General features: G+C 73.1%; 24 protein-coding genes. 8 read left to right on the top strand and 16 right to left on the bottom strand.

The window, feature by feature from the left end; all coding sequences use genetic code 11:
- Nucleotides 1–4 precede the first annotated feature (4 nt).
- The gene (locus ACZ6J5_RS13165; RefSeq protein ID WP_469390783.1) at nucleotides 5–853 is read left to right on the top strand and encodes a deoxyribonuclease IV; all 849 of its coding nucleotides are present in this window, start codon (nucleotides 5–7) and stop codon (nucleotides 851–853) included.
- A gap of 27 nt (nucleotides 854–880) precedes the next feature.
- On the opposite strand, the gene fabG is transcribed toward ACZ6J5_RS13165, so the two are convergent.
- Together fabG and ACZ6J5_RS13155 are read right to left on the bottom strand one after the other, a co-directional pair.
- Nucleotides 881–1,675: a 3-oxoacyl-ACP reductase FabG gene (fabG, locus tag ACZ6J5_RS13160; RefSeq protein ID WP_469390781.1), complete on the bottom strand. Its 795-nt coding sequence runs from the start codon at nucleotides 1,673–1,675 to the stop codon at nucleotides 881–883.
- A 132-nt stretch (nucleotides 1,676–1,807) separates the two neighbouring features.
- On the bottom strand, nucleotides 1,808–2,440 hold the full coding sequence (locus ACZ6J5_RS13155; RefSeq protein ID WP_469390779.1) for a sulfite oxidase-like oxidoreductase: 633 nt from the start codon (nucleotides 2,438–2,440) through the stop codon (nucleotides 1,808–1,810).
- Nucleotides 2,441–2,638: 198 nt separating this feature from the next.
- Between ACZ6J5_RS13155 and bfr the strand changes: the two genes are divergently transcribed.
- Nucleotides 2,639–3,115 carry a bacterioferritin gene (bfr, locus tag ACZ6J5_RS13150; protein ID WP_362477445.1) on the top strand — a complete coding sequence of 159 codons (477 nt, stop codon included), beginning with the start codon at nucleotides 2,639–2,641 and terminating at the stop codon, nucleotides 3,113–3,115.
- Between the two features lie 7 nt (nucleotides 3,116–3,122).
- On the opposite strand, the gene ACZ6J5_RS13145 is transcribed toward bfr, so the two are convergent.
- Together ACZ6J5_RS13145 and ACZ6J5_RS13140 are read right to left on the bottom strand one after the other, a co-directional pair.
- The gene (locus ACZ6J5_RS13145) at nucleotides 3,123–3,359 is read right to left on the bottom strand and encodes a (2Fe-2S)-binding protein (RefSeq protein WP_469390777.1); all 237 of its coding nucleotides are present in this window, start codon (nucleotides 3,357–3,359) and stop codon (nucleotides 3,123–3,125) included.
- 122 nt (nucleotides 3,360–3,481) lie between these two features.
- Entirely contained in the window at nucleotides 3,482–4,834 is a 1,353-nt protein-coding gene (locus tag ACZ6J5_RS13140; protein ID WP_469390776.1) for a class II 3-deoxy-7-phosphoheptulonate synthase, read from the bottom strand.
- A gap of 92 nt (nucleotides 4,835–4,926) precedes the next feature.
- Here ACZ6J5_RS13140 and ACZ6J5_RS13135 point away from each other — a divergent pair, with 92 nt between their 5' ends.
- Together ACZ6J5_RS13135 and ACZ6J5_RS13130 are read left to right on the top strand one after the other, a co-directional pair.
- On the top strand, nucleotides 4,927–4,983 hold the full coding sequence (locus ACZ6J5_RS13135) for a trp operon leader peptide (protein WP_078912442.1): 57 nt from the start codon (nucleotides 4,927–4,929) through the stop codon (nucleotides 4,981–4,983).
- 104 nt (nucleotides 4,984–5,087) lie between these two features.
- Complete coding sequence (locus ACZ6J5_RS13130; protein WP_469390774.1) at nucleotides 5,088–6,968, top strand: anthranilate synthase family protein; 1,881 nt, start codon at nucleotides 5,088–5,090, stop codon at nucleotides 6,966–6,968.
- 3 nt (nucleotides 6,969–6,971) lie between these two features.
- Here the strand turns inward: ACZ6J5_RS13130 and ACZ6J5_RS13125 are convergent, their stop codons facing one another.
- The 5 genes from ACZ6J5_RS13125 to ACZ6J5_RS13105 all read right to left on the bottom strand — a co-directional run bounded on the left by ACZ6J5_RS13125 (nucleotide 6,972) and on the right by ACZ6J5_RS13105 (nucleotide 11,841).
- A complete protein-coding gene (locus ACZ6J5_RS13125; protein ID WP_469390772.1) occupies nucleotides 6,972–7,970 on the bottom strand; it encodes a 2-hydroxyacid dehydrogenase in 999 nt (332 codons plus the stop codon).
- A 76-nt stretch (nucleotides 7,971–8,046) separates the two neighbouring features.
- Nucleotides 8,047–9,036 (bottom strand): ATP-dependent 6-phosphofructokinase, encoded by a 990-nt coding sequence (locus tag ACZ6J5_RS13120; protein ID WP_469390770.1) that lies wholly within the window; start codon nucleotides 9,034–9,036, stop codon nucleotides 8,047–8,049.
- 128 nt (nucleotides 9,037–9,164) lie between these two features.
- Complete coding sequence (locus tag ACZ6J5_RS13115; RefSeq protein ID WP_469391355.1) at nucleotides 9,165–9,812, bottom strand: response regulator; 648 nt, start codon at nucleotides 9,810–9,812, stop codon at nucleotides 9,165–9,167.
- Nucleotides 9,813–9,832: 20 nt separating this feature from the next.
- The gene (macS, locus tag ACZ6J5_RS13110) at nucleotides 9,833–11,062 is read right to left on the bottom strand and encodes a MacS family sensor histidine kinase (RefSeq protein ID WP_469390768.1); all 1,230 of its coding nucleotides are present in this window, start codon (nucleotides 11,060–11,062) and stop codon (nucleotides 9,833–9,835) included.
- 32 nt (nucleotides 11,063–11,094) lie between these two features.
- Nucleotides 11,095–11,841: a lysophospholipid acyltransferase family protein gene (locus ACZ6J5_RS13105; protein WP_189802228.1), complete on the bottom strand. Its 747-nt coding sequence runs from the start codon at nucleotides 11,839–11,841 to the stop codon at nucleotides 11,095–11,097.
- 220 nt (nucleotides 11,842–12,061) lie between these two features.
- Between ACZ6J5_RS13105 and ACZ6J5_RS13100 the strand changes: the two genes are divergently transcribed.
- Both ACZ6J5_RS13100 and ACZ6J5_RS13095 read left to right on the top strand, forming a co-directional pair.
- On the top strand, nucleotides 12,062–12,844 hold the full coding sequence (locus ACZ6J5_RS13100; protein ID WP_469390766.1) for an alpha/beta hydrolase: 783 nt from the start codon (nucleotides 12,062–12,064) through the stop codon (nucleotides 12,842–12,844).
- Nucleotides 12,837–13,493, top strand: a complete 657-nt coding sequence (locus tag ACZ6J5_RS13095; RefSeq protein ID WP_469390764.1) for a hypothetical protein — start codon at nucleotides 12,837–12,839, stop codon at nucleotides 13,491–13,493. Before ACZ6J5_RS13100 ends, ACZ6J5_RS13095 begins: the two co-directional genes overlap by 8 nt.
- A 12-nt stretch (nucleotides 13,494–13,505) precedes the next feature.
- Here ACZ6J5_RS13095 and ACZ6J5_RS13090 read toward each other — a convergent pair whose 3' ends face one another.
- The 6 genes from ACZ6J5_RS13090 to ACZ6J5_RS13065 all read right to left on the bottom strand — a co-directional run bounded on the left by ACZ6J5_RS13090 (nucleotide 13,506) and on the right by ACZ6J5_RS13065 (nucleotide 18,460).
- Nucleotides 13,506–14,276, bottom strand: a complete 771-nt coding sequence (locus ACZ6J5_RS13090; RefSeq protein WP_469390762.1) for an endonuclease/exonuclease/phosphatase family protein — start codon at nucleotides 14,274–14,276, stop codon at nucleotides 13,506–13,508.
- Between the two features lie 82 nt (nucleotides 14,277–14,358).
- Nucleotides 14,359–15,300: an ROK family glucokinase gene (locus ACZ6J5_RS13085; protein ID WP_469390760.1), complete on the bottom strand. Its 942-nt coding sequence runs from the start codon at nucleotides 15,298–15,300 to the stop codon at nucleotides 14,359–14,361.
- Nucleotides 15,301–15,366: 66 nt separating this feature from the next.
- Complete coding sequence (locus ACZ6J5_RS13080; protein ID WP_469390759.1) at nucleotides 15,367–15,819, bottom strand: DUF5304 domain-containing protein; 453 nt, start codon at nucleotides 15,817–15,819, stop codon at nucleotides 15,367–15,369.
- A 141-nt stretch (nucleotides 15,820–15,960) separates the two neighbouring features.
- Nucleotides 15,961–17,094: an ArsA family ATPase gene (locus ACZ6J5_RS13075; protein WP_469390757.1), complete on the bottom strand. Its 1,134-nt coding sequence runs from the start codon at nucleotides 17,092–17,094 to the stop codon at nucleotides 15,961–15,963.
- A gap of 97 nt (nucleotides 17,095–17,191) precedes the next feature.
- Complete coding sequence (locus ACZ6J5_RS13070; RefSeq protein WP_362477406.1) at nucleotides 17,192–17,635, bottom strand: SRPBCC family protein; 444 nt, start codon at nucleotides 17,633–17,635, stop codon at nucleotides 17,192–17,194.
- A gap of 69 nt (nucleotides 17,636–17,704) precedes the next feature.
- Nucleotides 17,705–18,460, bottom strand: a complete 756-nt coding sequence (locus ACZ6J5_RS13065) for a metallophosphoesterase family protein (protein ID WP_469391354.1) — start codon at nucleotides 18,458–18,460, stop codon at nucleotides 17,705–17,707.
- 307 nt (nucleotides 18,461–18,767) lie between these two features.
- Here ACZ6J5_RS13065 and ACZ6J5_RS13060 point away from each other — a divergent pair, with 307 nt between their 5' ends.
- Both ACZ6J5_RS13060 and ACZ6J5_RS13055 read left to right on the top strand, forming a co-directional pair.
- Entirely contained in the window at nucleotides 18,768–20,564 is a 1,797-nt protein-coding gene (locus ACZ6J5_RS13060) for an AMP-dependent synthetase/ligase (protein ID WP_469390755.1), read from the top strand.
- Between the two features lie 145 nt (nucleotides 20,565–20,709).
- Nucleotides 20,710–21,228, top strand: a complete 519-nt coding sequence (locus ACZ6J5_RS13055) for a hypothetical protein (RefSeq protein ID WP_469390754.1) — start codon at nucleotides 20,710–20,712, stop codon at nucleotides 21,226–21,228.
- A 142-nt stretch (nucleotides 21,229–21,370) separates the two neighbouring features.
- Here ACZ6J5_RS13055 and ACZ6J5_RS13050 read toward each other — a convergent pair whose 3' ends face one another.
- Nucleotides 21,371–22,513 carry a glycosyltransferase family 4 protein gene (locus ACZ6J5_RS13050; protein WP_469390752.1) on the bottom strand — a complete coding sequence of 381 codons (1,143 nt, stop codon included), beginning with the start codon at nucleotides 22,511–22,513 and terminating at the stop codon, nucleotides 21,371–21,373.
- Nucleotides 22,514–22,539 lie beyond the last annotated feature (26 nt).

The following is a 22,539-nucleotide window of genomic DNA, read 5'->3' as shown; positions in this document are numbered from 1 at the left end:
ACTCATGCGCAACCCCGTCGGCGGACACGTCCCCGTGGCCGGCGGCCTCGCCACCACCGGCCTCGGCTACGCCGGCGAGCTCGGCGCGGAGACCGTCCAGGTCTTCGTCGCCAACCCGCGCGGCTGGGCCACCCCGGCCGGCAACCCGGCCCAGGACGAGCTGTTCCGGGCCGGCTGCGAGGCCGAGGGCCTGTCGGCCTGGGTACACGCCCCGTACCTCATCAACTTCGGCTCGCACACCGAGGCGACGGCCGAGAAGTCGGTGGAGTCGATGCGCCACTCGCTGCGCCGGGGCCGGGAGATCGGCGCCAAGGGCGTCGTCGTGCACACCGGCTCCGCGACCGGCGGGCGCCCGCGCGCGGTGGCGCTGGCGCAGGTCCGGGAGCGGCTGCTGCCGCTGCTGGACGAGCTGACCCACGAGGACGACCCGTTCCTGCTGCTGGAGTCGACCGCCGGGCAGGGCTTCTCGCTCTGCTCGCGGGCGGAGGACTTCGGCCCGTACTTCGACGCGCTGGACCGGCATCCGAAGCTCGGGATCTGCCTGGACACCTGCCACATCTTCGCCGCGGGACACGACCTGACCGGCCCGCACGGGGCGGCGCGGACGCTGGACGCGCTGGTGGACGTGGTGGGCGAGGGGCGGCTGAAACTGATCCACGCCAACGACTCCAAGGACGTCGTGGGCGCGCACAAGGACCGGCACGCGAACATCGGCGCGGGCCACATCGGCCAGGAGGCCTTCGCCAACCTGCTGGGCCACCCCGCCACCGACGGCGTACCGCTGATCATCGAGACGCCCGGCGGGCCCGAGGGGCACCGCGCCGATGTGGAGCTGCTGAAGACACTGCGCTGAGGGCTGCCCCAGGGCCTGTCCGGCGGCTCAGCCGGCGACGGCGGGCGTGAAGGCGTCGAGGGACTCCGGCAGTGTCTGCCCGCCGTCGACGGTCAGCGTCTGGCCCGTGATGAACGCGGCCTCGTCCGAGGCGAGGAACAGCACCGCGTGCGCGACGTCCGCGCTCTCGCCGAGCCGGCCCAGCGGGATGGCGGCCGCCATCCGGCGCAGATAGGGCTCCCCCAGCTCCATCAGGCCCTCGGTGCGGACGTTGCCGGGCAGCACCGCGTTGACCGTGACGGCGTACGGCGCCAGCTCCAGGGCGGCGCCGCGCAGGAAGCCGAGCTGCCCGGCCTTGCTCGCGCCGTAGTGGGACCAGCCCGCGTACCCGGTGGTGGGCCCGGTGATCGACGAGGTGAGGACGACCCGGCCGGCGCCCGCCCGCCGCATGGCCGGCACACAGGCCCTGGTCGCCAGGATCGTCCCGCGCAGGTTCACGGCCAGCACGTCGTCGACGTCGGCCGCCGTCATCTCCTGGAGCGGCTTCTCCGGGAAGACGCCCGCGTTGGCGCAGAGCACGTCGAGCCGCCCGTGCCGCTCCTCGGCGCCCGCCGCCATCTCCTCGATCGCCGCGGGGTCCCGCAGATCGACGCCCATGCCGGAGACCCGGCCCCCGGTGTCCCCGGCGATCTCGCCCGCCACCCGCTCGGCGACCGACGCGGTGCGGCCCGTGAGCACGACCGCCGCGCCCCGGCGCGCGAAGAGCTCCGCGATGCCCCGCCCGATGCCCCGCGTACCGCCCGTCACGAGCACGGACCGGTCCTGCCAGTGAGTGATCGTCATGGGGCCACGGTAGTGAGACGGCCACCGGCATCTGGCCGGTTCACGCCAGGGCCAGGGCCTGTCCGACGGTCCGCCCCGGACCCGAAGGACCCGACGGACCCGACAGACCCGACGGACACTGCCGGACGGGCCCTAGAGCTCGGGGCCGTCGCCCGGCTCCTCCTGGTACGAGTAGCGCTGCTCGGTCCACGGGTCGCCGATGTTGTGGTAGCCGCGCTCCTCCCAGAAGCCGCGCCGGTCGGCGGCCATGTACTCCACGCCCCGCACCCACTTCGGGCCCTTCCAGGCGTAGAGGTGGGGCACCACGAGCCGCAGCGGGAAGCCGTGCTCGGCGGTGAGCAGCTCGCCGTCCTTGTGGGTGGCGAAGATCGCGCTCTCGGCGGCGAAGTCGGTCAGCCGCATGTTGGCGCTGTAGCCGTACTCCGCCCAGACCATCACATGGGTGACCCCGGGCGCGGGCGGGGCGAGGTCGAGGAGCGTGCGGGCGGAGACGCCGCCCCACTCGGCGCCGATCATGCTGAACTTGGTCACGCAGTGCAGATCGGCCACGACCGAGCCGTAGGGCAGCGCCGAGAACTCCTCGTGGGTCCAGCAGTGCTTGTCGCCGTCGGCGGTCGCTCCGAAGACCCGGAACTCCCAGCGCTCCGGCTTGAAGCGGGGTACGGGTCCGTAGTGGGTGACCGGCCAGCCGCGCTGGAGGCGCTGCCCCGGCGGAAGATCCGTCACTCCTGCTTCCCGGCGTACGCCGCCCTCCGGCTGACCCATGCCATCCATGGTGACAGACGGCGAGGGGTGGTCATGACCAGTCACCGCCCGACATCTCCGGACATCCGGGCGATCCAGCCGACTCCGCGACAACTCAGAGTAAGCCTGCACTTACTGGACGCCACTCGGGCGTGCTGGGAGGATGCGGCCATTCCTGCCCGGTGGCGGCGGTGTCTACGTTGGAAGGATCCTGAAGCGATGCAGGGCGACCCCGAGGTCCTCGAGTTCCTCAACGAGCAGCTCACCGGTGAGCTGACCGCGATCAACCAGTACTGGCTGCACTACCGCATCCAGGACAACAAGGGCTGGACCAAGCTCGCCAAGTACACCCGCGAAGAGTCCATCGACGAGATGAAGCACGCGGACAAGCTCACCGAGCGCATCCTCATGCTCGACGGGCTGCCGAACTACCAGCGCCTCTTCCACGTCCGGGTGGGCCAGACGGTCAAGGAGATGTTCGAGGCGGACCGGCAGGTCGAGGTCGAGGCCATCGACCGGCTGAAGCGCGGGATCGAGGTCATGCGGGCCAAGGGCGACGTCACCTCGGCCAACCTCTTCGAGGAGATCCTGGCCGACGAGGAGCACCACATCGACTACCTGGACACCCAGCTGGAGCTGATCGAGCAGCTGGGCGAGGCGCTCTACTGCTCGACGCTCATCGAGCAGCCGAGCTAGCCAGGCCCTAGGCGGCTTCGGAGAGCTCCGCCGTCAGGGCGGGCATCCCCTGGTCGAGGAGCTCGCGGCGCGGGCAGTTGCCGCGCCCGAGGAGGGCCTGGATGCGCTTCACGCACGAACCGCAGTCCGTGCCGGCCTTGCAGGCCGAGGCGATCTGGCGGGGCGTGCAGGCGCCGGCCTCCGCGTGCTCCTTGACCTGCTTCTCCGTGACACCGAAGCATGAGCAGACGTACACGCGGTTCACCTCCCGCCGGGATCGATAAGGCTAACCTAACCTTACCCGGCGGCCGGGGGCCGTAAAAGACCCGGATACGACGATGGGGCGCGGATCACATGGATCCGCGCCCCGTCGTCGTACGAAGCTCCCTACTGATCGCGGTACATCTCCGCGACCAGGAAGGCCAGGTCGAGCGACTGGCTGCGGTTGAGCCGCGGGTCGCAGGCCGTCTCGTAGCGCTGGTGCAGGTCGTCGACGAAGATCTCGTCACCGCCGCCCACGCACTCGGTGACGTCGTCGCCGGTCAGCTCCACGTGGATGCCGCCCGGGTGGGTGCCGAGCTCCTTGTGGACCTCGAAGAAGCCCTTGACCTCGTCGAGCACGTCGTCGAAGCGGCGGGTCTTGTGGCCCGAGGCCGCCTCGAAGGTGTTGCCGTGCATCGGGTCGGTCACCCAGGCGACGGTCGCGCCCGAGGCGGTGACCTTCTCGACCAGCTCGGGGAGCCGGTCGCGGACCTTGTCGGCGCCCATGCGGACGATGAAGGTCAGCCGGCCCGGCTCGCGGTCGGGGTCGAGGCGGTCGATGTAGGTGAGCGCCTCCTCCGCGGTCGTCGTCGGGCCCAGCTTGACGCCGATCGGGTTGGCGATCTGCGCGCAGAACTCGATGTGGGCGTGGTCGAGCTGACGGGTGCGCTCGCCGACCCAGACCATGTGGCCGGAGGTGTCGTAGAGCTTGCCGGTGCGCGAGTCCGTACGGGTCAGCGCGCCCTCGTAGTCGAGCAGCAGCGCCTCGTGCGAGGAGTAGAACTCCACCGCCTTGAACTCGGCCGGGTCGGTGCCGCAGGCCTTCATGAAGTTCAGCGCGTTGTCGATCTCGCGCGCCAGCTGCTCGTAGCGCTGGCCCGACGGGGACGACTTCACGAAGTCCTGGTTCCAGGCGTGCACCTGGCGCAGGTCGGCGTAGCCGCCGGTGGTGAAGGCGCGCACCAGGTTCAGCGTCGAGGAGGACGCGTTGTACATCCGCTTCAGGCGCTCGGGGTCCGGGATGCGGGCGGCCTCGGTGAACTCGAAGCCGTTCACGGAGTCGCCGCGGTAGGTCGGCAGGGTCACGCCGTCGCGGGTCTCGGTGCCCTTGGAGCGCGGCTTGGAGTACTGGCCGGCGATGCGGCCGACCTTGACCACGGGCACGGAGGCCGCGTAGGTCAGGACGGCGCTCATCTGGAGCAGCGTCTTCAGCTTGGCGCGGATGTGGTCGGCGGACACGGCGTCGAAGGCCTCGGCGCAGTCACCGCCCTGCAGCAGGAACGCCTCGCCACGGGCGACGGCTCCCATCCGGGCACGCAGCTGGTCGCACTCGCCGGCGAAGACGAGGGGGGGATAGCTCTGGAGCTCCGCGACGACGTCGCGCAGAGCCTCGGCATCGGGGTACTCAGGCTGCTGCGCCGCGGGCAGGTCTCGCCAGGTCGCCTTGGCGACGGCGTGGGTATCAGCGTTCACGGTCACGTGCCCCACAGTACGGTGCCGCGGGCCGCGTCCACGCCAGTGACCGCTTGCTGAGACGGGTGTGATCCGACTCATGCGCTACGATCGGCGCCATGTTCGCGCTTTCGACCCAGAACTGGTGGTGGACCGCTCATCCGGCGGCCCACTGACTGCGCGTACACCGACATCACGCGAAGGCCGCCCGAGGGGCGGCCTTTCTCGTACCCCGAGGCCGTTCCTCTCCGCACTCCCCCCGGAAGGAACGACACCCGCCATGGACGTCTCCCCGCTCCTGCACCGCCTGCTCGACCCCTCCTGCCCGCCCTTCGCCCTGCTGCGGCGGCGCACACCGGGCCGGGACCACGACACCGTCGAGGTGCTGATCGGCCCGGTGCGCGAGGCCGGGCGCCTCGCCGAGCTGCCGGTGGGTGCGACGCCCACGCTGGCCCTGGTGCCGTTCCGGCAGATCCGCGAGCGCGGCTTCGAGGTCCGCGACGACGGCACCCCGCTCGCGTACCTGACCGCCGAGGAGTCCTACGAGCTGCCGCTCGCCGAGGTCCTGGCGCACCTGCCGGCCCATGACGTACGGGTCGAGGGCGGCGGCTTCGACGTCTCCGACGAGGCGTACGGGCGGATCGTGCGGCGGGTGATCGACGAGGAGATCGGGGCCGGCGAGGGCGCGAACTTCGTCATCCGGCGCACCTACACCGGGGAGATCCCGGGCTTCGGGCGGGCCGACGCGCTCGCCCTGTTCCGGCGCCTGCTGGCGGGCGAGCGGGGCGCGTACTGGACGTACGTGGTGCACACCGGCGACCGCACGCTGGTGGGGGCGAGCCCCGAGGTGCATGTGCGGATGTCCGGCGGGACGGTCGTCATGAACCCGATCAGCGGCACCTTCCGCTACCCGGCGGGCGCGGCGCCCACCGCCGAGCAGCTCCTCTCCTTCCTCTCCGACCGGAAGGAGACCGAGGAGCTCTCGATGGTGGTCGACGAGGAGCTGAAGATGATGTGCACCGTCGGCGACCGGGGCGGGGTGGTGATCGGGCCGAGGCTGAAGGAGATGGCGCACCTGGCCCATACGGAGTACGAGCTGCGCGGCCGGTCCTCGCTCGACGTGCGGGAGGTGCTGCGCGAGACGATGTTCGCGGCGACCGTGACGGGCTCGCCGGTGCAGAACGCCTGCCGGGTGATCGAGCGGCACGAGGTCGGGGGGCGCGGCTACTACGCGGGGGCCCTGGCGCTGCTCGGGACCGACGCGGGCGGCACGCAGACGCTGGACTCCCCCATTCTGATCCGGACCGCCGACATCGCGCCCGGGGGGCGGCTGCGGGTCCCGGTGGGCGCGACGCTGGTGCGCCACTCGGACCCGGCGGGCGAGGTCGCCGAGACCCACGCGAAGGCGGCGGGGGTGCTGGCCGCCCTCGGGGTGCGGCCGGGGCGGCCCTCGGACGGGGGCGCGGCCGGGCCCCGGCTGGCGGACGATCCCCGGGTGCGGGCGGCGCTGGACGCGCGCCGGGCGGACCTGGCGCCGTTCTGGCTGAAGCTGCAGGCCCGGTCGGCCGAGCTGTCGGGGCACGCGCTGGTCGTGGACGCCGAGGACACCTTCACGGCGATGCTGGCGCACCTGCTGCGCTCCTCGGGTCTCACGGTCTCGGTGCTGCGCTACGACGAGCCGGGGCTGCGGGAGCTGGCGCTCGCGCACGAGGGCCCGGTGGTGCTGGGGCCCGGTCCCGGTGACCCCTCGGACGCGTCGGACCCGAAGATGCGTCTCCTGCGCGGGCTGACGGCGGAGCTGCTGCGCGGGCACCGGCACGGGCTGCTGGGGGTGTGCCTGGGCCACGAGCTGATCGCGGCGGAGCTGGGCCTGGAGATCGTCCGCAAGCGGGTGCCGTTCCAGGGGGCGCAGGTGCGGATCGACCTGTTCGGGCAGGAGCGCGTGGCCGGCTTCTACAACAGCTTCACCGCCCGCTGCGACGAGCGGGCGGCGACGGAGCTGGCGCTGCACCGGATCGAGGTGAGCCGGGACGCGGCGACGGACGAGGTGCACGCGCTGCGCGGGCCGGGCTTCGCCGGGGTGCAGTTCCACCCGGAGTCGGTGCTGACGAAGGAGGGCGCGGCGGTGACCGCGTCCCTCCTGGCGGGGGTGCTCGTGTAGCCGCTAGCCGGCCTTCGGGACCAGGACGTTCTCGCTGCGGCGCCCGGCGAGGTAGTCGAGGACGTTCTGGACCGTGGTGTCGATGATCTGGCCGACCGCGTCGACCGTGTAGTACGCCTGGTGGGAGGTGACGATCACGTTGGGGAAGGTCACCAGCCGGGCCAGGGTGTCGTCCTCGACGACCTCCAGGGACTTGTCGAGGAAGAAGAGCCCGACCTCGGCCTCGTACACGTCGAGGCCGACCCCGGTGAAGCGGCCCGCGCGCAGCTCGGTGACCAGGGCCTCGGTGTCGACGAGGCCGCCTCGGCTGGAGTTCACCAGGATCGCGTCGTCCTTCATCGCGCGCAGGGCGTCGGGGCCGATGATGTGCTGGGTGGACGGCAGCAGCGGCACGTGCAGGCTGATCAGGTCGGACTCGGCGAAGAGCCGCTCCTTCTCGACGTACTTCATGCCGAGCTCCAGGCAGGCGGGGTTCTCGGCGACGTCCCAGCCGAGCAGGTTCATGCCGAAGCCGTGGGCGATCCGGGCGAACGCCTCGCCGATCTTGCCGGTGCCGAGGACGCCGACGGTCCGGCCGCGCATGTCGCGGCCCATCAGCCCGTCGAGCCGGAAGTCGAAGTCGCGGGTGCGGTTGGAGGCGCGGACGATCCGCCGGTTGACGCCCATCGCGAGGGTCCAGGCGAACTCGGCGACCGAGTACGGCGAGTAGTACGAGACCCGGGCGACCGTGAAGCCCAGCCGCTCGGCGACCTCCAGGTCGATGTTGTTGAAGCCCGTGGAGCGTTGGGCGATCATCTGGGTCCCGCCGGCCGCGAGGGTCTGCAGCACCCGGTGGTCGAGGCTGGCGTTGACGCTGGTGGAGACGATCTCGTAGCCGGCCGCGATGGGGGCGGTGTCCTCGTTGAGGAAGACGTCCACGCAGCGCACCTCGTGGTGCCCCGCGAAGGCCCTCTCGATGAGCGGCTTCTCGTCCGCCTGCACGCCGAATGCCAGGATCTCCACGGGGCCCCTCCGGGGATATACGCCGTATTTGTCTGATTACAGTAGTGAATATACGGGCTCTTCCGTCCCCGCGCCCTCAGCCGAAGAAGACCCCCGCCTCCGCGTACCGCGCGGGATCGACCGTCTTGAGCCGGGCGGTGGCGGCGGCCAGCGGCACCCGGACCACCTCCGTGCCGCGCAGCGCCACCATCGTGCCGTGCGCCCCGTCCCGTACGGCGTCCACGGCGTGCAGCCCGAAGCGGGTGGCCAGCCAGCGGTCGAAGGCGCTGGGGCTGCCGCCGCGCTGGACGTGGCCGAGGACGGTGGTGCGGGCCTCCTTGCCGGTGCGCCGCTCGATCGCGTCGGCCAGCCAGGCGGCGATCGAGCCCTCCACCCGGGCGCCGTCGCGCGGCCGGGCCCCCTCGGCGACCACCAGGATCGGGGCGTAGGTGGCCTGGAAGCGGGAGTCGACCCAGGCGCAGACCTGGTCGAGGTCGAAGCGCTGCTCGGGGACGAGGATCACGTTCGCCCCGCCCGCGAGCCCGGCGTGCAGCGCGATCCAGCCGGTGTGCCGGCCCATCACCTCGACGACCAGGACCCGGCTGTGCGAGTCGGCGGTGGTGTGCACCCGGTCGATCGCGTCGGTGGCGATGCCGACGGCGGTGTCGAAGCCGAAGGTCCAGTCGGTGGCCGACAGGTCGTTGTCGATGGTCTTGGGCACGCCGACGCAGGGCGTCCCGTGCTCGGCGTGCAGCCGGGCGGCGACGGCCAGGGTGCCGCGCCCGCCGATGGCGACCAGCGCGTCGAGGCGGTGCTTGGCGAGCTGCTCCCGGATCCGCCGCACCCCGTCCTCGGCGGCGAAGGGGTCGGTGCGGGAGGCGCCGAGCACGGTGCCGCCGCGCGGCAGGATGCCTCGGACGGCCGCCACGTCCAGCGGGACCGTGTCGCCTTCGACGACGCCGCGCCAGCCGTCGCGGAAGCCGGTGACGCTCCAGCCGTGCTGCTGGACGCCCTTGCGGACGACCGCTCGGATCACCGCGTTGAGCCCGGGGCAGTCGCCTCCGCCGGTCAGCACACCGACGCGCATGGGGCACTCCTTCGCCGTACGTGGGGGGATGCGGCCCACGCTAGCGGCGGGCCGGGCCGCCCCGACACGGCGAACCGAGTGAATCGCACGGCGCGAAACCGACGGCGGAAACCAGGCCCCGGCGGGGCTCAGGCGTCGTCGAGGCCCCGCTCGATGGCGTAGCGGACGAGCTCCACCCGGTTGTGCAGCTGGAGCTTGCCGAGGGTGTTCTGCACGTGGTTCTGCACCGTGCGGTGCGAGATGACCAGCCGCTCGGCGATCTGCTTGTAGCTCAGCCCCTTGGCGACCAGCCGCAGCACCTCGGTCTCCCGCTCGGTGAGCTGCGGCGCCTTCGGCTCGTCGGCGCCGGCCGCCGGGACCGGCTCGGAGGCCAGCCGCCGGTACTCCCCGAGGACCAGTCCGGCCAGGCCCGGGGTGAAGACGGGGTCGCCGACGGCGGTGCGGCGCACCGCGTCGATCAGCTCCGCGGTGCTGGCCGACTTCAGCAGGTAGCCGGTGGCGCCGGACTTCACGGCCTCCAGGACGTCGGCGTGCTCGCCGCTCGCGGAGAGCACCAGGACCCGCAGCCGGGGGTCGGCGCCGACCAGCTCCTTGCAGACCTGGACGCCGGGCTTGAGCGGCAGGTTCAGGTCGAGGACCAGGACGTCGGGTCCGGCCGCCGCCGCGCGGCGCACCGCCTGCTCGCCGTCGCCGGCGGTGGCCACCACGTCCAGGCCCGCCTCGGCGAGGTCGCGGGCGACCGCGTCCCGCCACATCGGGTGGTCGTCGACGACCATCACCTTGATCTGCTGCTCGCTCACTTCTCTCCCGCCTTCCCCCGTTCCCGCGCCGCGCGCGGGACCTTCAGTTCCACTTCGGTGCCCTGACCGGGGACCGAGACCAGCTCGGCGCTGCCGCCGAGGTCCCGCAGTCTGCCCCGGATGGACAGGGCGACACCCATCCGGCCCTCCCCCCAGGCCTCGGCCAGCCGGCCCTCGGGGATGCCGGGGCCGTCGTCCCGGACGGTGACGATGACCTCGTCGTCCCAGTCCTCCACGAGGATCCAGGCGTTCGCGTCCTCCCCCGCGTGCACCCGCACGTTGTCCAGGGCGGCGCCGACTGCGGCGGCCAGCTCGCGGGCGGCGGGGGCGGGCAGCAGGACCGGGGCGCCCGGGTCGGACAGGGTCACCCGGGAGCCGGCGCGCGGCAGGAGCAGGGTGCGCAGGTCGGTCTCGGCGTCGGGGCCGGCCGCCTCGTCGGGCTCCTCCACGACCCGGACGACGGCCCCCTCGGACTCGTCCTCGGAGACGTACGAGGTGCGGATGAGCCCGCCGGCGACCAGGGTGCGCAGGGCGACCTCCTGCTCGCCGGCCATCCTGCCGAGCTCGGCCGCCTCGCCGCCGAGCGCGGTGCCGCGCCGCTGCACCATGGCGAGGACCTGGAGCACGCTGTCGTGGATGTCCCGGGCCAGCCGCTCCCGCTCGCGGGTGGTGGCCTCGATCTCCAGGGCGCGGGCGAGGGTGCGCTCGGAGGCGCGGGCGACCTCGACGACGTAGCCGATGGCGATGGAGGCGACCCAGACGAGCAGCACGTTGTGCAGGGTGTCCCGGCTGGGCTCGCCGCGCTCGACGATGTTGGCGACGGCGACGAGGGAGGAGGCGAAGCCGGCCCAGCGCCAGCCGCCCTTGATCGCGTACGCGAGGACGGCGCCGGCGGTCCATATCGACGGCAGGGTGGTGCCGTCCATGGTGCGGGCCTGCTCGTCCGCGAGCGGGGTCAGCAGGATGCCGGCGAGGGCGACGGTGAGGTCGGCGACGAGGAAGCGCTTGGTGCAGCTGGCCGCGTTCGCCACCTTGGGCAGGGTGGCGAGGGTCCAGACGCACAGCACGGCGAGGAAGCCGACGGCGACGCCGGGGCGCTCGTAGCGGCCCTGTCCGAAGACGAAGAGGAGGACCGCGTACACCATGGTGAGTACGCGGTACGCGGTGAGCGCGCGCCACAGCGGCTGCTCGACCGACATGCGCACGACCCGTTCGCGCCTGGCCATCTCCCCCACCCCCGGGCGCCCCCTCTACGGGGTCAGGCGCCGGACTCTTCCCGTGCCGCGATCTCGGCCTTGACGGCCTCCTTGGCGGCCTTCTCGGCATCGGCGATCTGCCGCTTGGCGGCGGTCGCGTAGATGTCCACGTACTCCTGGCCGGAGAGCTTCATGATCTCGTACATGACCTCGTCCGTGACCGAGCGCAGGATGAAGCGGTCGCCCTCCATGCCCTGGTAGCGGGTGAAGTCGAGCGGCTTGCCGATCCGGATGCCCGGGCGCATCAGCTTGGGGACGACCTTGCCGGGCGGCTGGATCTTCTCGGTGTCGATCATGGCGACGGGGATCACCGGGGCGCCGGTGGCGAGCGCCACCCTGGCGAGCCCGCCGGGCTTGCCCCGGTAGAGGCGCCCGTCGGGCGAGCGGGTGCCCTCGGGGTAGATGCCGAAGAGGCCGCCGCCCTCGATGACCTCGATGCCGGCCTTGATCGCCGCCTCGCCCGCGCCCCGGGCGCCGGAGCGGTCCACCGGGAGCTGGCCGACGCCCTTGAAGAAGGCGGCCGTCAGCTTGCCCTTGACGCCGGGGGTGGTGAAGTACTCGGCCTTCGCGATGAAGGTGACCTTGCGGTCGAGGACGGCCGGCAGGAAGAAGGAGTCCGAGAAGGAGAGGTGGTTGCTCGCGAGGATCGCCGGCCCCTCGGCGGGGATGTTCTCCAGGCCCTCCACCCAGGGCCTGAAGGCGAGCTTCAGGGACCCGCCGAGGGAGAACTTCATTGCGCCGTAGATCAACTCGCCATGCCTTCCGTGTGCCGTCACGACGACTTTATCCCCTGCGGGACCGCCGGGGCCCGCGCGGGCGGCCCCGCCGCCCGGGCCGCCGTCCCCCTTCGTGCGAACGGCCCTGGTCGGTGTCGGTCCGGTCGCGTACGGTGAAAGCCTTCCCCTTCCGCCGCCGCTTCGGGCGTCCGCGAAAGCCGGGCACCGAAGTCGAACCGAACAGGAGACCCCCGTGCCGGTCCTCCCCGGAGCCGAGCCGTACCGCCACGAGGGCGGGAAGGTCGGCGTCCTTCTCTGTCACGGATTCACCGGTTCTCCGCAGTCGCTGCGCCCCTGGGCCGAGTATCTGGCCGAGCGCGGGCTGACGGTCTCGCTGCCGCTGCTGCCCGGGCACGGCACCCGCTGGCAGGACATGCAGCTCACCACCTGGGAGGACTGGTACGCGGAGGTCGACCAGGCGCTGCGGGAGCTGTCCGCCCGCTGCGAGCGGGTCTTCGTGATGGGCCTGTCGATGGGCGGCGCGCTGACCCTGCGGCTCGCGGAGCGGCACGGCGAGGCGGTCAGCGGCATCGTCCTGGTCAACCCCGGGAACAAGGTGCACGGCCTGGCCGCGAAGGCGCTGCCGGTGGTCCGGCACCTGGTGCCGTCCACGAAGGGCATAGCCAGCGACATAGCGAAGCCGGGCGGGGCCGAGGTGGGCTACGAGCGGGTGCCGCTGCACGCGGCGCACTCGCTGCGGCGCTTCTTCCAGGTGGTGGACGCGGAGCTGCCGCAGGTGACGCAGCCGGTGCTGCTGCTGCACAGCCCCCAGGACCACGTGGTGCCGCCGGCCGACTCGGCGCGGGTGCTGAGCCGGATCTCCTCGACGGACGTGACGGAGGTCCTGCTGGAACAGAGCTACCACGTCGCGACGTTGGACTACGACGCGGAGCGGATCTTCGAGGAGAGCTGGGCGTTCGTGACCCGGCTCGCTCCGGACCTCGTCGGCGAGAAGGGAAGCGCGAGCGGTGGCTGAGCAGCAGGACGGCGGCGAGCGGGAGCCGCAGCCCATCGACGAGGAGGCGGCGTGGGCCGCGATCGTCGCGGGGTACGGCGAGGAGCCGGTCGACCCGCCGGGGGCCCGGCCCTTCCGGCCGGTGGAGGACCTGGCGCTGCCGCCGCTGCCCGAGGACGGCGGCGCGGCCGAGAAGCCGGACAAGTTCCGCAAGCCCGCGGCGGAGGACGGGGAGCCGGGCGAGCCCGGTGAGCCCGGCCGTCCGGCGCTCGGCTCGTCGGTGGTCTTCGCCCCGGGTGTGAGCGTGTCCGGCGGCCCCCGGGACTACTCGCTGGCGGACCCGGACGAGGCGCCGGAAGGCGGGGACGGCAAGAAGGACGGGAAGAAGCGCGGGAAGGACGACGACTCCGACGAGGGGCACTTCGTCCCGCCGGAGCCGCCGCCGCTGCCGGAGGCCGACACGACGACCAGGTTCGCCTGGCTGGCGGTGATCGGCGGCCCGGTCCTGATGCTGCTCGCGGTGCTGCTCCAGTGGGACATGACCTGGTGGCTGACCACCGTGTGCGTGGGCGGCTTCCTGGGCGGCTTCGCCACCCTGGTGGCCCGCATGAAGCACGACGACGAGGACGAGGACGGCTACGACGACCCGGGGCGCGGGGCGGTCGTGTAGGCGCGGGGCGTCTCACGAGGCAGGGACACGGACCACCGCCAGGACCGGCAGGTGGTCCGTCGCCGTTCTCAGGTCCTCGGGGTTCAGGTCCGTCGGGACGCCGCAGGCGAGGACGTCGATGCCCGGGGTGGTGAGGACCGCGTCGATGCGGCGGTCCGGAGCGGTCGGCGTGAAGGTGTGCTCGGCGCCCCACGGGCTGGTCGCCCAGCCGTCCTGGAGCTCCTTGGCCAGACGGGTGAAACTCCGGCCGCCGGGGCCCTCGTTGAGGTCGCCGGCCACGATGGCGTGCGGGGTGCCGAGGGCGGCGACCCGGTCCAGGACCAGGCCCGCCTGGGCGTAGCGCTCCTCGGCGTCCAGGCTCAGGTGGCAGCTGACCAGGCCGACGCGGGCCCCGCCGACCCGGACCACGGCGGTGGCCAGGCCGCGCCGGTGGCGGCCGGGGGCGAGCGGGAGCAGGACGTCCTCGGTGCGTTCCACCGTGGCCCGCAGCGAGCACAGCAGCAGCGGCCCGGCGGCGGTGGCGCCGCCGGAGAGGTAGAGGAGCTCGCTCTTGGCGGCGAGCCGGGCCGCGTGCTTGCGCCAGCGGAAGAAGCGCGGCGCCTCCTGGACGAAGACCAGGTCGGGGGCGCAGGCCCGGATCACCCGGGCCAGGGCGTCCTCGTCGTCGCGCAGCGAGCGGACGTTGTAGGAGAGGACCCGGAGGACGGCCGAACCGTCGGGTTCCGTACGGGAGTCGGGGAGCTCGCTGAGCGGGGTCGTCGAGGGGTTCGCACCGGTCGCCATGGGCCCCAACATAGGGGCAGTGCCCGCCGCGCCCCAGAGGGCACGACGGGCACCGGAGCGACGGGGGCCGGGGCCCCGGGGCTCAGCCCTGGCGGGCCAGGTCGGCCGCGCCGACGAGTCCGGCCTTGTTGCCGAGCCGCGCGGCGAGCACCTGCGCGTGCGGACGCCACTGGCCGCCGATCAGCCAGCGCCGGAAGGACTTGCGGATCGGGTCCAGGACCAGCTCGCCCTCGTCGGAGACGCCGCCGCCGACGATGAACGCCGACGGGTCGAAGAGCGAGGCCAGGTCGGCGAGGCCCGCGCCGGCCCAGCGGGCCAGCTCGCGGAAGGAGTCGACGGCGACCGGGTCGCCCGCGCGGGCGGCCTGGCTGATGTGCTTGCCCTCGATGCCCTCGGGGGTGCCGTCGCCGAGCCCGAGCAGCACCTCCGCGTTCTCGGGGGTGGCGTTGGCGCGCTGGCGCGCGTACCGCACGAGGGCGCGGCCGGAGGCGTACTGCTCCCAGCAGCCCTGGCTGCCGCAGCCGCACAGCAGGCCGTCGGGGACGACCCGGATGTGGCCGAACTCGGCGGCGACGCCGAAGCGTCCGCGGCGCAGCTTGTTGCCGATGATGATGCCGCCGCCGAGGCCGGTGCCGAGGGTGATGCAGATGACGTCCTCGTGGCCCTGGCCGGCGCCGAAGCGGTACTCGCCCCAGGCTGCGGCGTTGGCGTCGTTCTCGACGACGACCGGCAGGCCGACCCGCTGTTCGACCTTGTCCTTCAGCGGCTCGTGCCGCCAGTCGATGTTCGGCGCGAAGAGGACGGTGGCGCGCTTGTCGTCGACGTAGCCCGCGGCTCCGATGCCGACGGCCTCGATCTGGTGCCCCTTGCCGGCCTCCGAGACGGCGGCGCCGATCGCGTCGACGATGCCCTCGGGCGTCGGCGGGGTGGGCACGGTGTGGGTGTCGAGGATGTTGCCCTCCTCGTCGACCACGCCGGCCGCGATCTTCGTGCCGCCGATGTCGACGCCGATGGTGAGTCCCATGTGTCCCTCAGTTTTCGGTCGAGCCCCGCTAGGGCCCACCGTACCCGAGGGGAGGGGCGCTCCCGATCAGTCCAGATCGATGTGCTGCCCGGTCCCCGGGCCCTCGTCGCGGCCCTCGTCGCGGCCCCCGCGCTTCTCGTCGCGCGGATCGCCCGGTTCCGTGCCGTCGGTGTCGCCTCGGGTCCAGCGGGTCTCCTGGCCCTGGACGGCCGAGCGGTAGGCGGCGAGCAGTTCGTTGCCGGCGGCGGCGAGGTGGTCGAAGACCTGCGGGTTGCGCTCGATGACGGGCTCGACGAGGGCCTTCGCCTGGTTGACGACCTGCTGTACTGTCCCGGCGGCCTGGCCGCCGAGGAGGGGGCCGCCGAGGGCCCCGGAGACCTTCTCGGCGACGGCGTCGAAGAGTTTGCGGAACTCCTCCGCCGGGGTGCCGGGCTCCTCGCCGCGCGCCGCGCGCCGGCGGGCCTTCTCCGCCTCCAGGTCCTCGGCACATGCCTTGGCCCAGGCATCCGCGTCGCTCATGGCGTACTCCTCAGGCTCCTCAGTGTTCAGCGGCTTCAGCGGCTTCATCGGCTTCCCCGGCCGCACCGGCTCCTCCGGCTTCCCCGGCTTCCCCGGCTTCCCCGGCTTCTCTTCTTTCGACGGTACACGCACCGCGCGGCCTCAGGGGGCGGCCTTCGGCCACAGTCCCGGGTCGGGGGTGAAGCGGATCCGCAGGTCCCCGTCGACGAGGGCGGCGCCGGTGACGGCGCAGCGGCGCAGGACGGCGGGGAGGGGCACGTTGCGGCGGAAGGGACCGGTGCCGAGGAGGAGTTCGTCGCCGCGCCGGACGAGGGAGAGGCCGTCCTTGACGGCGCCGGGCAGCGGGACGTGCCAGACCAGGATGCCGTCCTCGGCGCGGCGGTCCTCGACGGTCCAGGCGGGCGCGGGGGCGGAGGGCAGGTCGGCGACGGCGAGCGCGGCGAGGTCCTCGGGGCCGCCGGGGGCGCGTCCGAGGTGGGGCAGTTCGCGGACGTCGGGGTGGGCCTCGCGGAGGGCGGCGAGGTGGCGGTGCTGCTCGGCGGCGAGGCCCGCGAACCAGGGGTCGGCGGAGCCCGCGGGCAGCACCCGGTTGGCGACGACGGCGTCGAGGGCGAGGCCCTGGAGGGCGAGGCCGAGGCGGGCGGTGCGCAGGGCCTCGACGGCGGCGGGTCCGGGTTCGACGACGAGCCGGACGCCGGTGCGCGGGGAGTCGACGAGCTCCTGGACGGCGGCGAGCTCGGTCTCCCAGCGGGCGGTGGCCTCGAAGAGCCACTGGGCGGGCAGCGGGACGCCGGCGAGCTGGGCGAGCATGGGCCGCAGGGCGCGGGCGGCCTGCCGCTCGGGGGGCAGCAGGCGGCGCAGGTAGCGGCGCAGCTGTTCGGGCAGGGCGAGCAGGGCGAGGGCCTCGCGCAGCGGCGGCAGGTCCACGACGAGCAGCTCGGCGTCGCCGGCCGCCGCGTCCCGTACGGCCCTGAGCAGGGCGAAGAGCGGGCTGCCGGGGAGTTCGGTGAGCTCGGCGTCCTCGAAGGGGGTGGTGCCGAGGAGGTCCAGGGCGGTGGCGGAGCGGGCCTGGAGGGCGAGGAACTCGCGGCGGAAGTCGCCGGCGGGGTCGGGGGCGTGCAGGCGGAGGGTGTCCGCGGCGGTCGCCGTCCCGGGGGGCGCGTCGGCCGAGACGAGCGCGACCCGGCGGCCCGCGCGCGCCTCGGCGAGGGCGGTGCCGGTGGCGACGGCGGTGCGTCCGGCTCCGCCGGTTCCGGTGACGAGGATGATCCGCATGGGGCGACCGTACCGGGGGCGGGCCGGGGGGTGCGGGGCGGGGAGCCCGGGCGGTGCCGTCGGCGCCGGGGTGGCCGCCCGGGCTCCGCCTCGGGGGCTACTTCCCGGACTCGACGCGCTGCTTCAGGCCCTGGAGGGCGCGGTCGATGATGACCTTCTCGGCCTTGCGCTTGATCATGCCGAGCATGGGGATCTTGACGTCCACGGTCAGCTGGTAGGTGACCTCGGTGCGGTCGCCGCCGCCCGCCGGGGCGAGGCGGTAGGAGCCGTCGAGGGAGCGGAGCATCTGGGACTTGACCAGGGTCCAGCTGACCTCGTCGTCACCGGTCCAGGTGTACGCGAGGGTGTGGTCGTCCTTGATCGCTCCGGCGTCGAGGAGGAGGCGGACCTTCTCCGCGCGGCCGGCGCCGTCGGTCTCCAGGACCTCGGCCTCCTTCACCTCGCCCGTCCACTCGGGGTAGCGCGCGAAGTCGGCGATCACGCTCATGACCTCGGCCGGGGCCGCCTCGATGGTGATGCTCGAGCTGGTGTGTTCCGCCATCGCGGGGGCTCCTCGTATGGACGCGACTCGTATCTGCCAGAAGGCTATCGCGCCGTCATCGGGCTTCCGTCACCACTCCAGCGTCCAGGGGCGGCCGGTCGCGGCGAAGTGGCCGACGTTGACGCACTCGGTGGAGCCGATCCGCATCCGCCGGGCGAGCGGCTGGTGGACGTGGCCGAAGAGGGCGTAGCGGGGGCGGGTCCGGTGGATGGCGTCGAGGAGGGCGCCGCTGCCGCGCTCGAAGCGGCGGGCGACGGTGTCGTAGACGAGCTCGGGGACGTCCGGCGGGATGTGGGAGCAGAGCACGTCGACGTCGCCGAGGGCCTCGACCTTGGCCGCGTACTCCTCTTCGGAGATCTCGTAGGGGGTGCGCATGGGGCTGTGCAGTCCGCCGCCGACGAAGCCGAAGACGAGGCCGCCGAGCTCGATCCGCTCGCCGTCGAGGACGGTGGTGCCGGGGCGGGCGTACTCGGGCCACAGGCCGGGGATGTCGACGTTGCCGTAGGTGGCGTACGTGGGGGTGGGGAAGGCGGCGAACATCTCGGCGTACTGGCGGCGGACGGCGCTCTCGATGGCGGTGGCGCGGTCGATGCCGAGCTCGGCCCAGAGCCTGCGGCCGAGTTCGCTCGCTTCGCGGAAGCGTCGGGCGGTGCGGAGCTCGACGATGAGGTCGGCGTTCTCGACGCCGAAGAGGTCGGGGAAGATGCCGCGGGCGTGGTCGGCGTAGTCGAGGAAGAGCACCAGGTCGCCGAGGCATATCAGGGCGTCGGCACCCTCCCCCGCCTTCGCGAGGGCGCCGGTGTTGCCGTGCACGTCGCTCACCACGTTGATCCGCATGGCGTCAGGGTAGGGGGTGCCGTGCCGAGGGGGACCGGATCCGGCGGCGGCGCCCGGCCGGACCTGCGGTTACTTCCGAGTCGGGAAAGCGGTGGATTACTGTGCGCAAAGCAACGCCATCCACGTGTGACGCACGGAACATCTGGCCAGGACCCCCTATCCGGAACCGCGTACTGATGGGTAACGTCCGGGCAGTCCGGTCGTGCTCACCCCCACTGAGCACCTGCCCGATCTTGGACCGCACCGACGCATCACACAGAGCCGTGGCGCCGGCGCCCGATGAGGAGCAGCAGTCTTGCGCGAGTTCAGCCTTCCGGCCCTGTACGAGGTCCCCACGGACGGCAACCTGACGGATCTCATCCGCCGCAACGCCGCACAGCACCCAGACGTCGCCGTGATGGGGCGCAAGGTGCCCGGCGGCTGGGAGGACGTCACCGCGAAGCAGTTCCTCGCCGAGGTCCGTGGGGCGGCCAAGGGCCTCATCGCCGCCGGTGTCGAGCCGGGCGACCGGGTCGCGCTGCTCTCCCGCACCCGCTACGAGTGGGTGCTCCTCGACTTCGCGATCTGGAGCGCGGGCGCCGTGACGGTGCCGGTGTACGAGACCAGCTCGCCGGAGCAGATCCAGTGGATCCTCGGCGACTCGGGCGCCTCGCTCGCCCTCGTCGAGTCGGCCGCGCACGAGGCGTCGGTCGAGTCGGTCCGGGCGGCGCTGCCCGCCCTCAAGAGCGTCCGGCAGATCGACGCGGACGCGATCGGGCGGCTCACCGAGGTCGGCGCGGAGGTCCCCGACGAGGAGCTGGACCGCCGGATGTCCGGCGCGCACGCGGACGACCCGGCGACGATCGTCTACACCTCGGGCACCACGGGCCGCCCCAAGGGCTGTGTGCTGACGCACCGCGCCTTCTTCGCCGAGTGCGGCAACGTGGTCGCGCGGATGAAGCCGCTGTTCCGCACCGGCGAGTGCTCGGTGCTGCTGTTCCTGCCCGCCGCGCACGTCTTCGGCCGGCTGGTCGAGGTCGCCGCCGTGATGGCGCCGATCAAGCTGGGCTGCCTGCCCGACATCAAGAACCTCACCGACGAGCTGGCCTCCTTCCGGCCGACGCTGATCCTCGGCGTGCCCCGCGTCTTCGAGAAGGTCTACAACTCGGCGCGGGCCAAGGCGCAGGCGGACGGCAAGGGCAAGATCTTCGACAAGGCCGCACACACGGCCATCGCGTACAGCCGGGCGCTGAGCACCCCGCAGGGCCCGTCCTTCGGTCTGAAGCTCAAGCACAAGGTCTTCGACAAGCTCGTCTACTCGAAGCTGCGCGCGGTCCTCGGCGGCAAGGGCGAGTTCGCGATCTCGGGCGGCGCGCCGCTGGGCGAGCGGCTCGGGCACTTCTTCCGCGGCATCGGCTTCACGGTCCTGGAGGGCTACGGCCTGACGGAGTCCTGCGCGGCGACCGCGTTCAACCCCTGGGACCGGCAGAAGATCGGCACGGTCGGGCAGCCGCTGCCGGGCTCGGTGGTGCGGATCGCCGACGACGGCGAGGTGCTGCTGCACGGCGAGCACATCTTCTCCGGCTACTGGAACAACGAGGCGGCGACGGCCGAGGCGCTGGCGGACGGCTGGTTCCACACCGGCGACATCGGCACCCTCGACGAGGACGGCTATCTCGCGATCACCGGCCGCAAGAAGGAGATCCTGGTGACGGCGGGCGGCAAGAACGTCGCCCCGGCGGTCATCGAGGACCGGATCCGGGCGCACGCCCTGGTCGCGGAGTGCATGGTGGTCGGTGACGGGCGCCCGTTCGTGGGCGCGCTCGTCACCCTCGACGAGGAGTTCCTGGGCCGCTGGGCGTCCGACCACGGCAAGCCGGCCGGGGCGACGGCGGCGTCGCTGCGGGAGGACCCGGAGCTGCTCGCGGAGGTCCAGCGGGCGGTGGACGACGGCAACGCGGCGGTCTCGAAGGCGGAGTCGGTGCGGAAGTTCCGTATCCTGTCCGCGCAGTTCACCGAGGAGGCGGGGCACATCACCCCGTCGCTGAAGCTGAAGCGGAACGTGGTGGCGAAGGACTTCGCCGACGAGATCGAGGCGATCTACCAGGGCTGACAGGCCCTCGGAGCGCCCCCGGCGGGCCCGCGACGCGGGCCGGCCGGGGGCGTTCGCGCGCTCCGGCCCGGAACGGACCATTCCGGCAGAACCCGCCACACACGCCACACACCGCCACACCGATACGAAACGGAAGCAGGGAGACATGCGGGTCAAGCACACCGCCGCCGTCCTGGGCACGGCCCTCACCGCCCTCGTCACCCTCACCGGGTGCAGCAGCACCTGGGGGGAGGACGCCGGGCTGCCCGCGGCCGGTGACATGGCGGCGATCGAGAAACTGGTCGCCTCGCACACCATGTGCAGCGACCTGCGCACCAACGGCGGCGGCGCCATGGGCGAGCAGGCCGCGGACCCGGGCTGGGCGATAGCCGAGCGGGGGGTGTGCGGCGACGACGACCGGGACACCGTGACCCTGCTGTCCGTCTCCGACATGGAGAAGTTCCAGCGGGCCAACAAGGCCGCCGCCGCCCAGGGCAAGGGCGTGCGGGTGCTGCTGGGGCAGGACTTCGCGCTCTACCCCGGCGACGAGAAGACCGCGAAGGCGCTGCTCGCCTCCGACGTGCTCCTCTTCACCTGCGAGAAGGGCTTCAAGGTCCCGGACGGCTACCGGAACGAGAGGCTGCTGGTCGACGGCTGCGCCCTGACGGACTACCTGCCCGCCTAGGGGGTGTCGTCCCCTCCCGTCGTCGCCCGGAGGGCGGCCTCGCGGCGTCAGGTGCGTGCGCCCGGTGCGGCGAGAGCGCGTGCATGGCGTCGCGAGGCAGGCGGGAGTTCGACGACAGGTCCTCGGGCCCGGGCGGGCCGCCCTACAGCAGCTCGCGCAGCCGCTCCGCCAGCAGGTCCCAGCGCCAGCGCTCCTCGACCCAGCGCCGGCCGCGCTCGCCCATGCGGGCGCGCAGCCCGGGGTCGAGGAGCAGGGTGGCGATCCGGTCGGCGGACTCCTCGGGGACGCCGCCGCGGACCACCCAGCCGGTCTCGCCGTCGAGCACCGCGTCCGGGGCGCCGCCCGAGTCGCCGGCGACGACCGGCAGCCCGGTGGCGGAGGCCTCCAGATAGACGATGCCGAGGCCCTCGACGTCGAGCCCGCCGCGCCGGGTCCGGCACGGCATCGCGAAGACGTCGCCGGCCCCGTAGTGCGCGGGCAGCTCGGCCCAGGGCACGGAGCCGGTGAAGCGCACGGAGGCGGCGACCCCGGTGCGGGCCGCCAGCTTGCGCAGCTCCTGCTCGTACGGGCCGCCGCCGACGATCAGCAGGACGGCGTCCGGCACCCGGCGCAGGATCTCCGGCATGGCCTGGATCAGCGTGTCCTGGCCCTTGCGCGGGACCAGCCGCGAGACGCACACGACGACCGGGCGGTCGCTCAGCCCGAGCCGCTCGCGCACCTCGGCGCCGCCCGATTCGGGGTGGAAGGTCTTCTCGTCGACGCCCGGCGGGAGCTGGACCATCCGCCCGGCGGCGGCCGGGGTGAGCGCGGCGGCGATCCGGGAGCGGGTGTACTCGCCGAGGTAGGTGATCGTGTCGGTGCCCTCGCCGATCCGCCGCAGCAGCTGCCGGGAGGCCGGCAGCTGGGCCCAGCCGGCCTCGTGGCCGTGGGTGGTGGCGACCAGCCGGCGGGCGCCCGCGCGGCGCAGGGCCGGGGCCATCAGGCCCAGCGGGGCGGCGGCGCCGAACCAGACGGACTCGCAGCCGTGCTCGCGCAGCAGCGCGGTGGCCCGGGCGGTGACCCGGGGTGTGGGCAGCAGCATGGTGGTGCGGTCGCGGACGACCGTGAAAGGCTGTTCCGCGTCGAACGCGGTGGTCGCCTCGATCCCCTCGCGGCTCCGCTTCCACGTGGAGGCGTAGACCACGATCCGCTCGGGATCGAGGCGCAGCGCCATGTTGTGCAGGAAGGCCTGGATTCCGCCGGGGCGCGGCGGGAAGTCGTTCGTTACGATCAGGGTCTTGTGCATCGTGGCCGACAGTACCGCGATCGCGC

The sequence above is a fragment of the Streptomyces sp. NPDC042100 genome (assembly GCF_055582325.1).
This window is presented reverse-complemented; position numbering and strand designations above follow the sequence as displayed.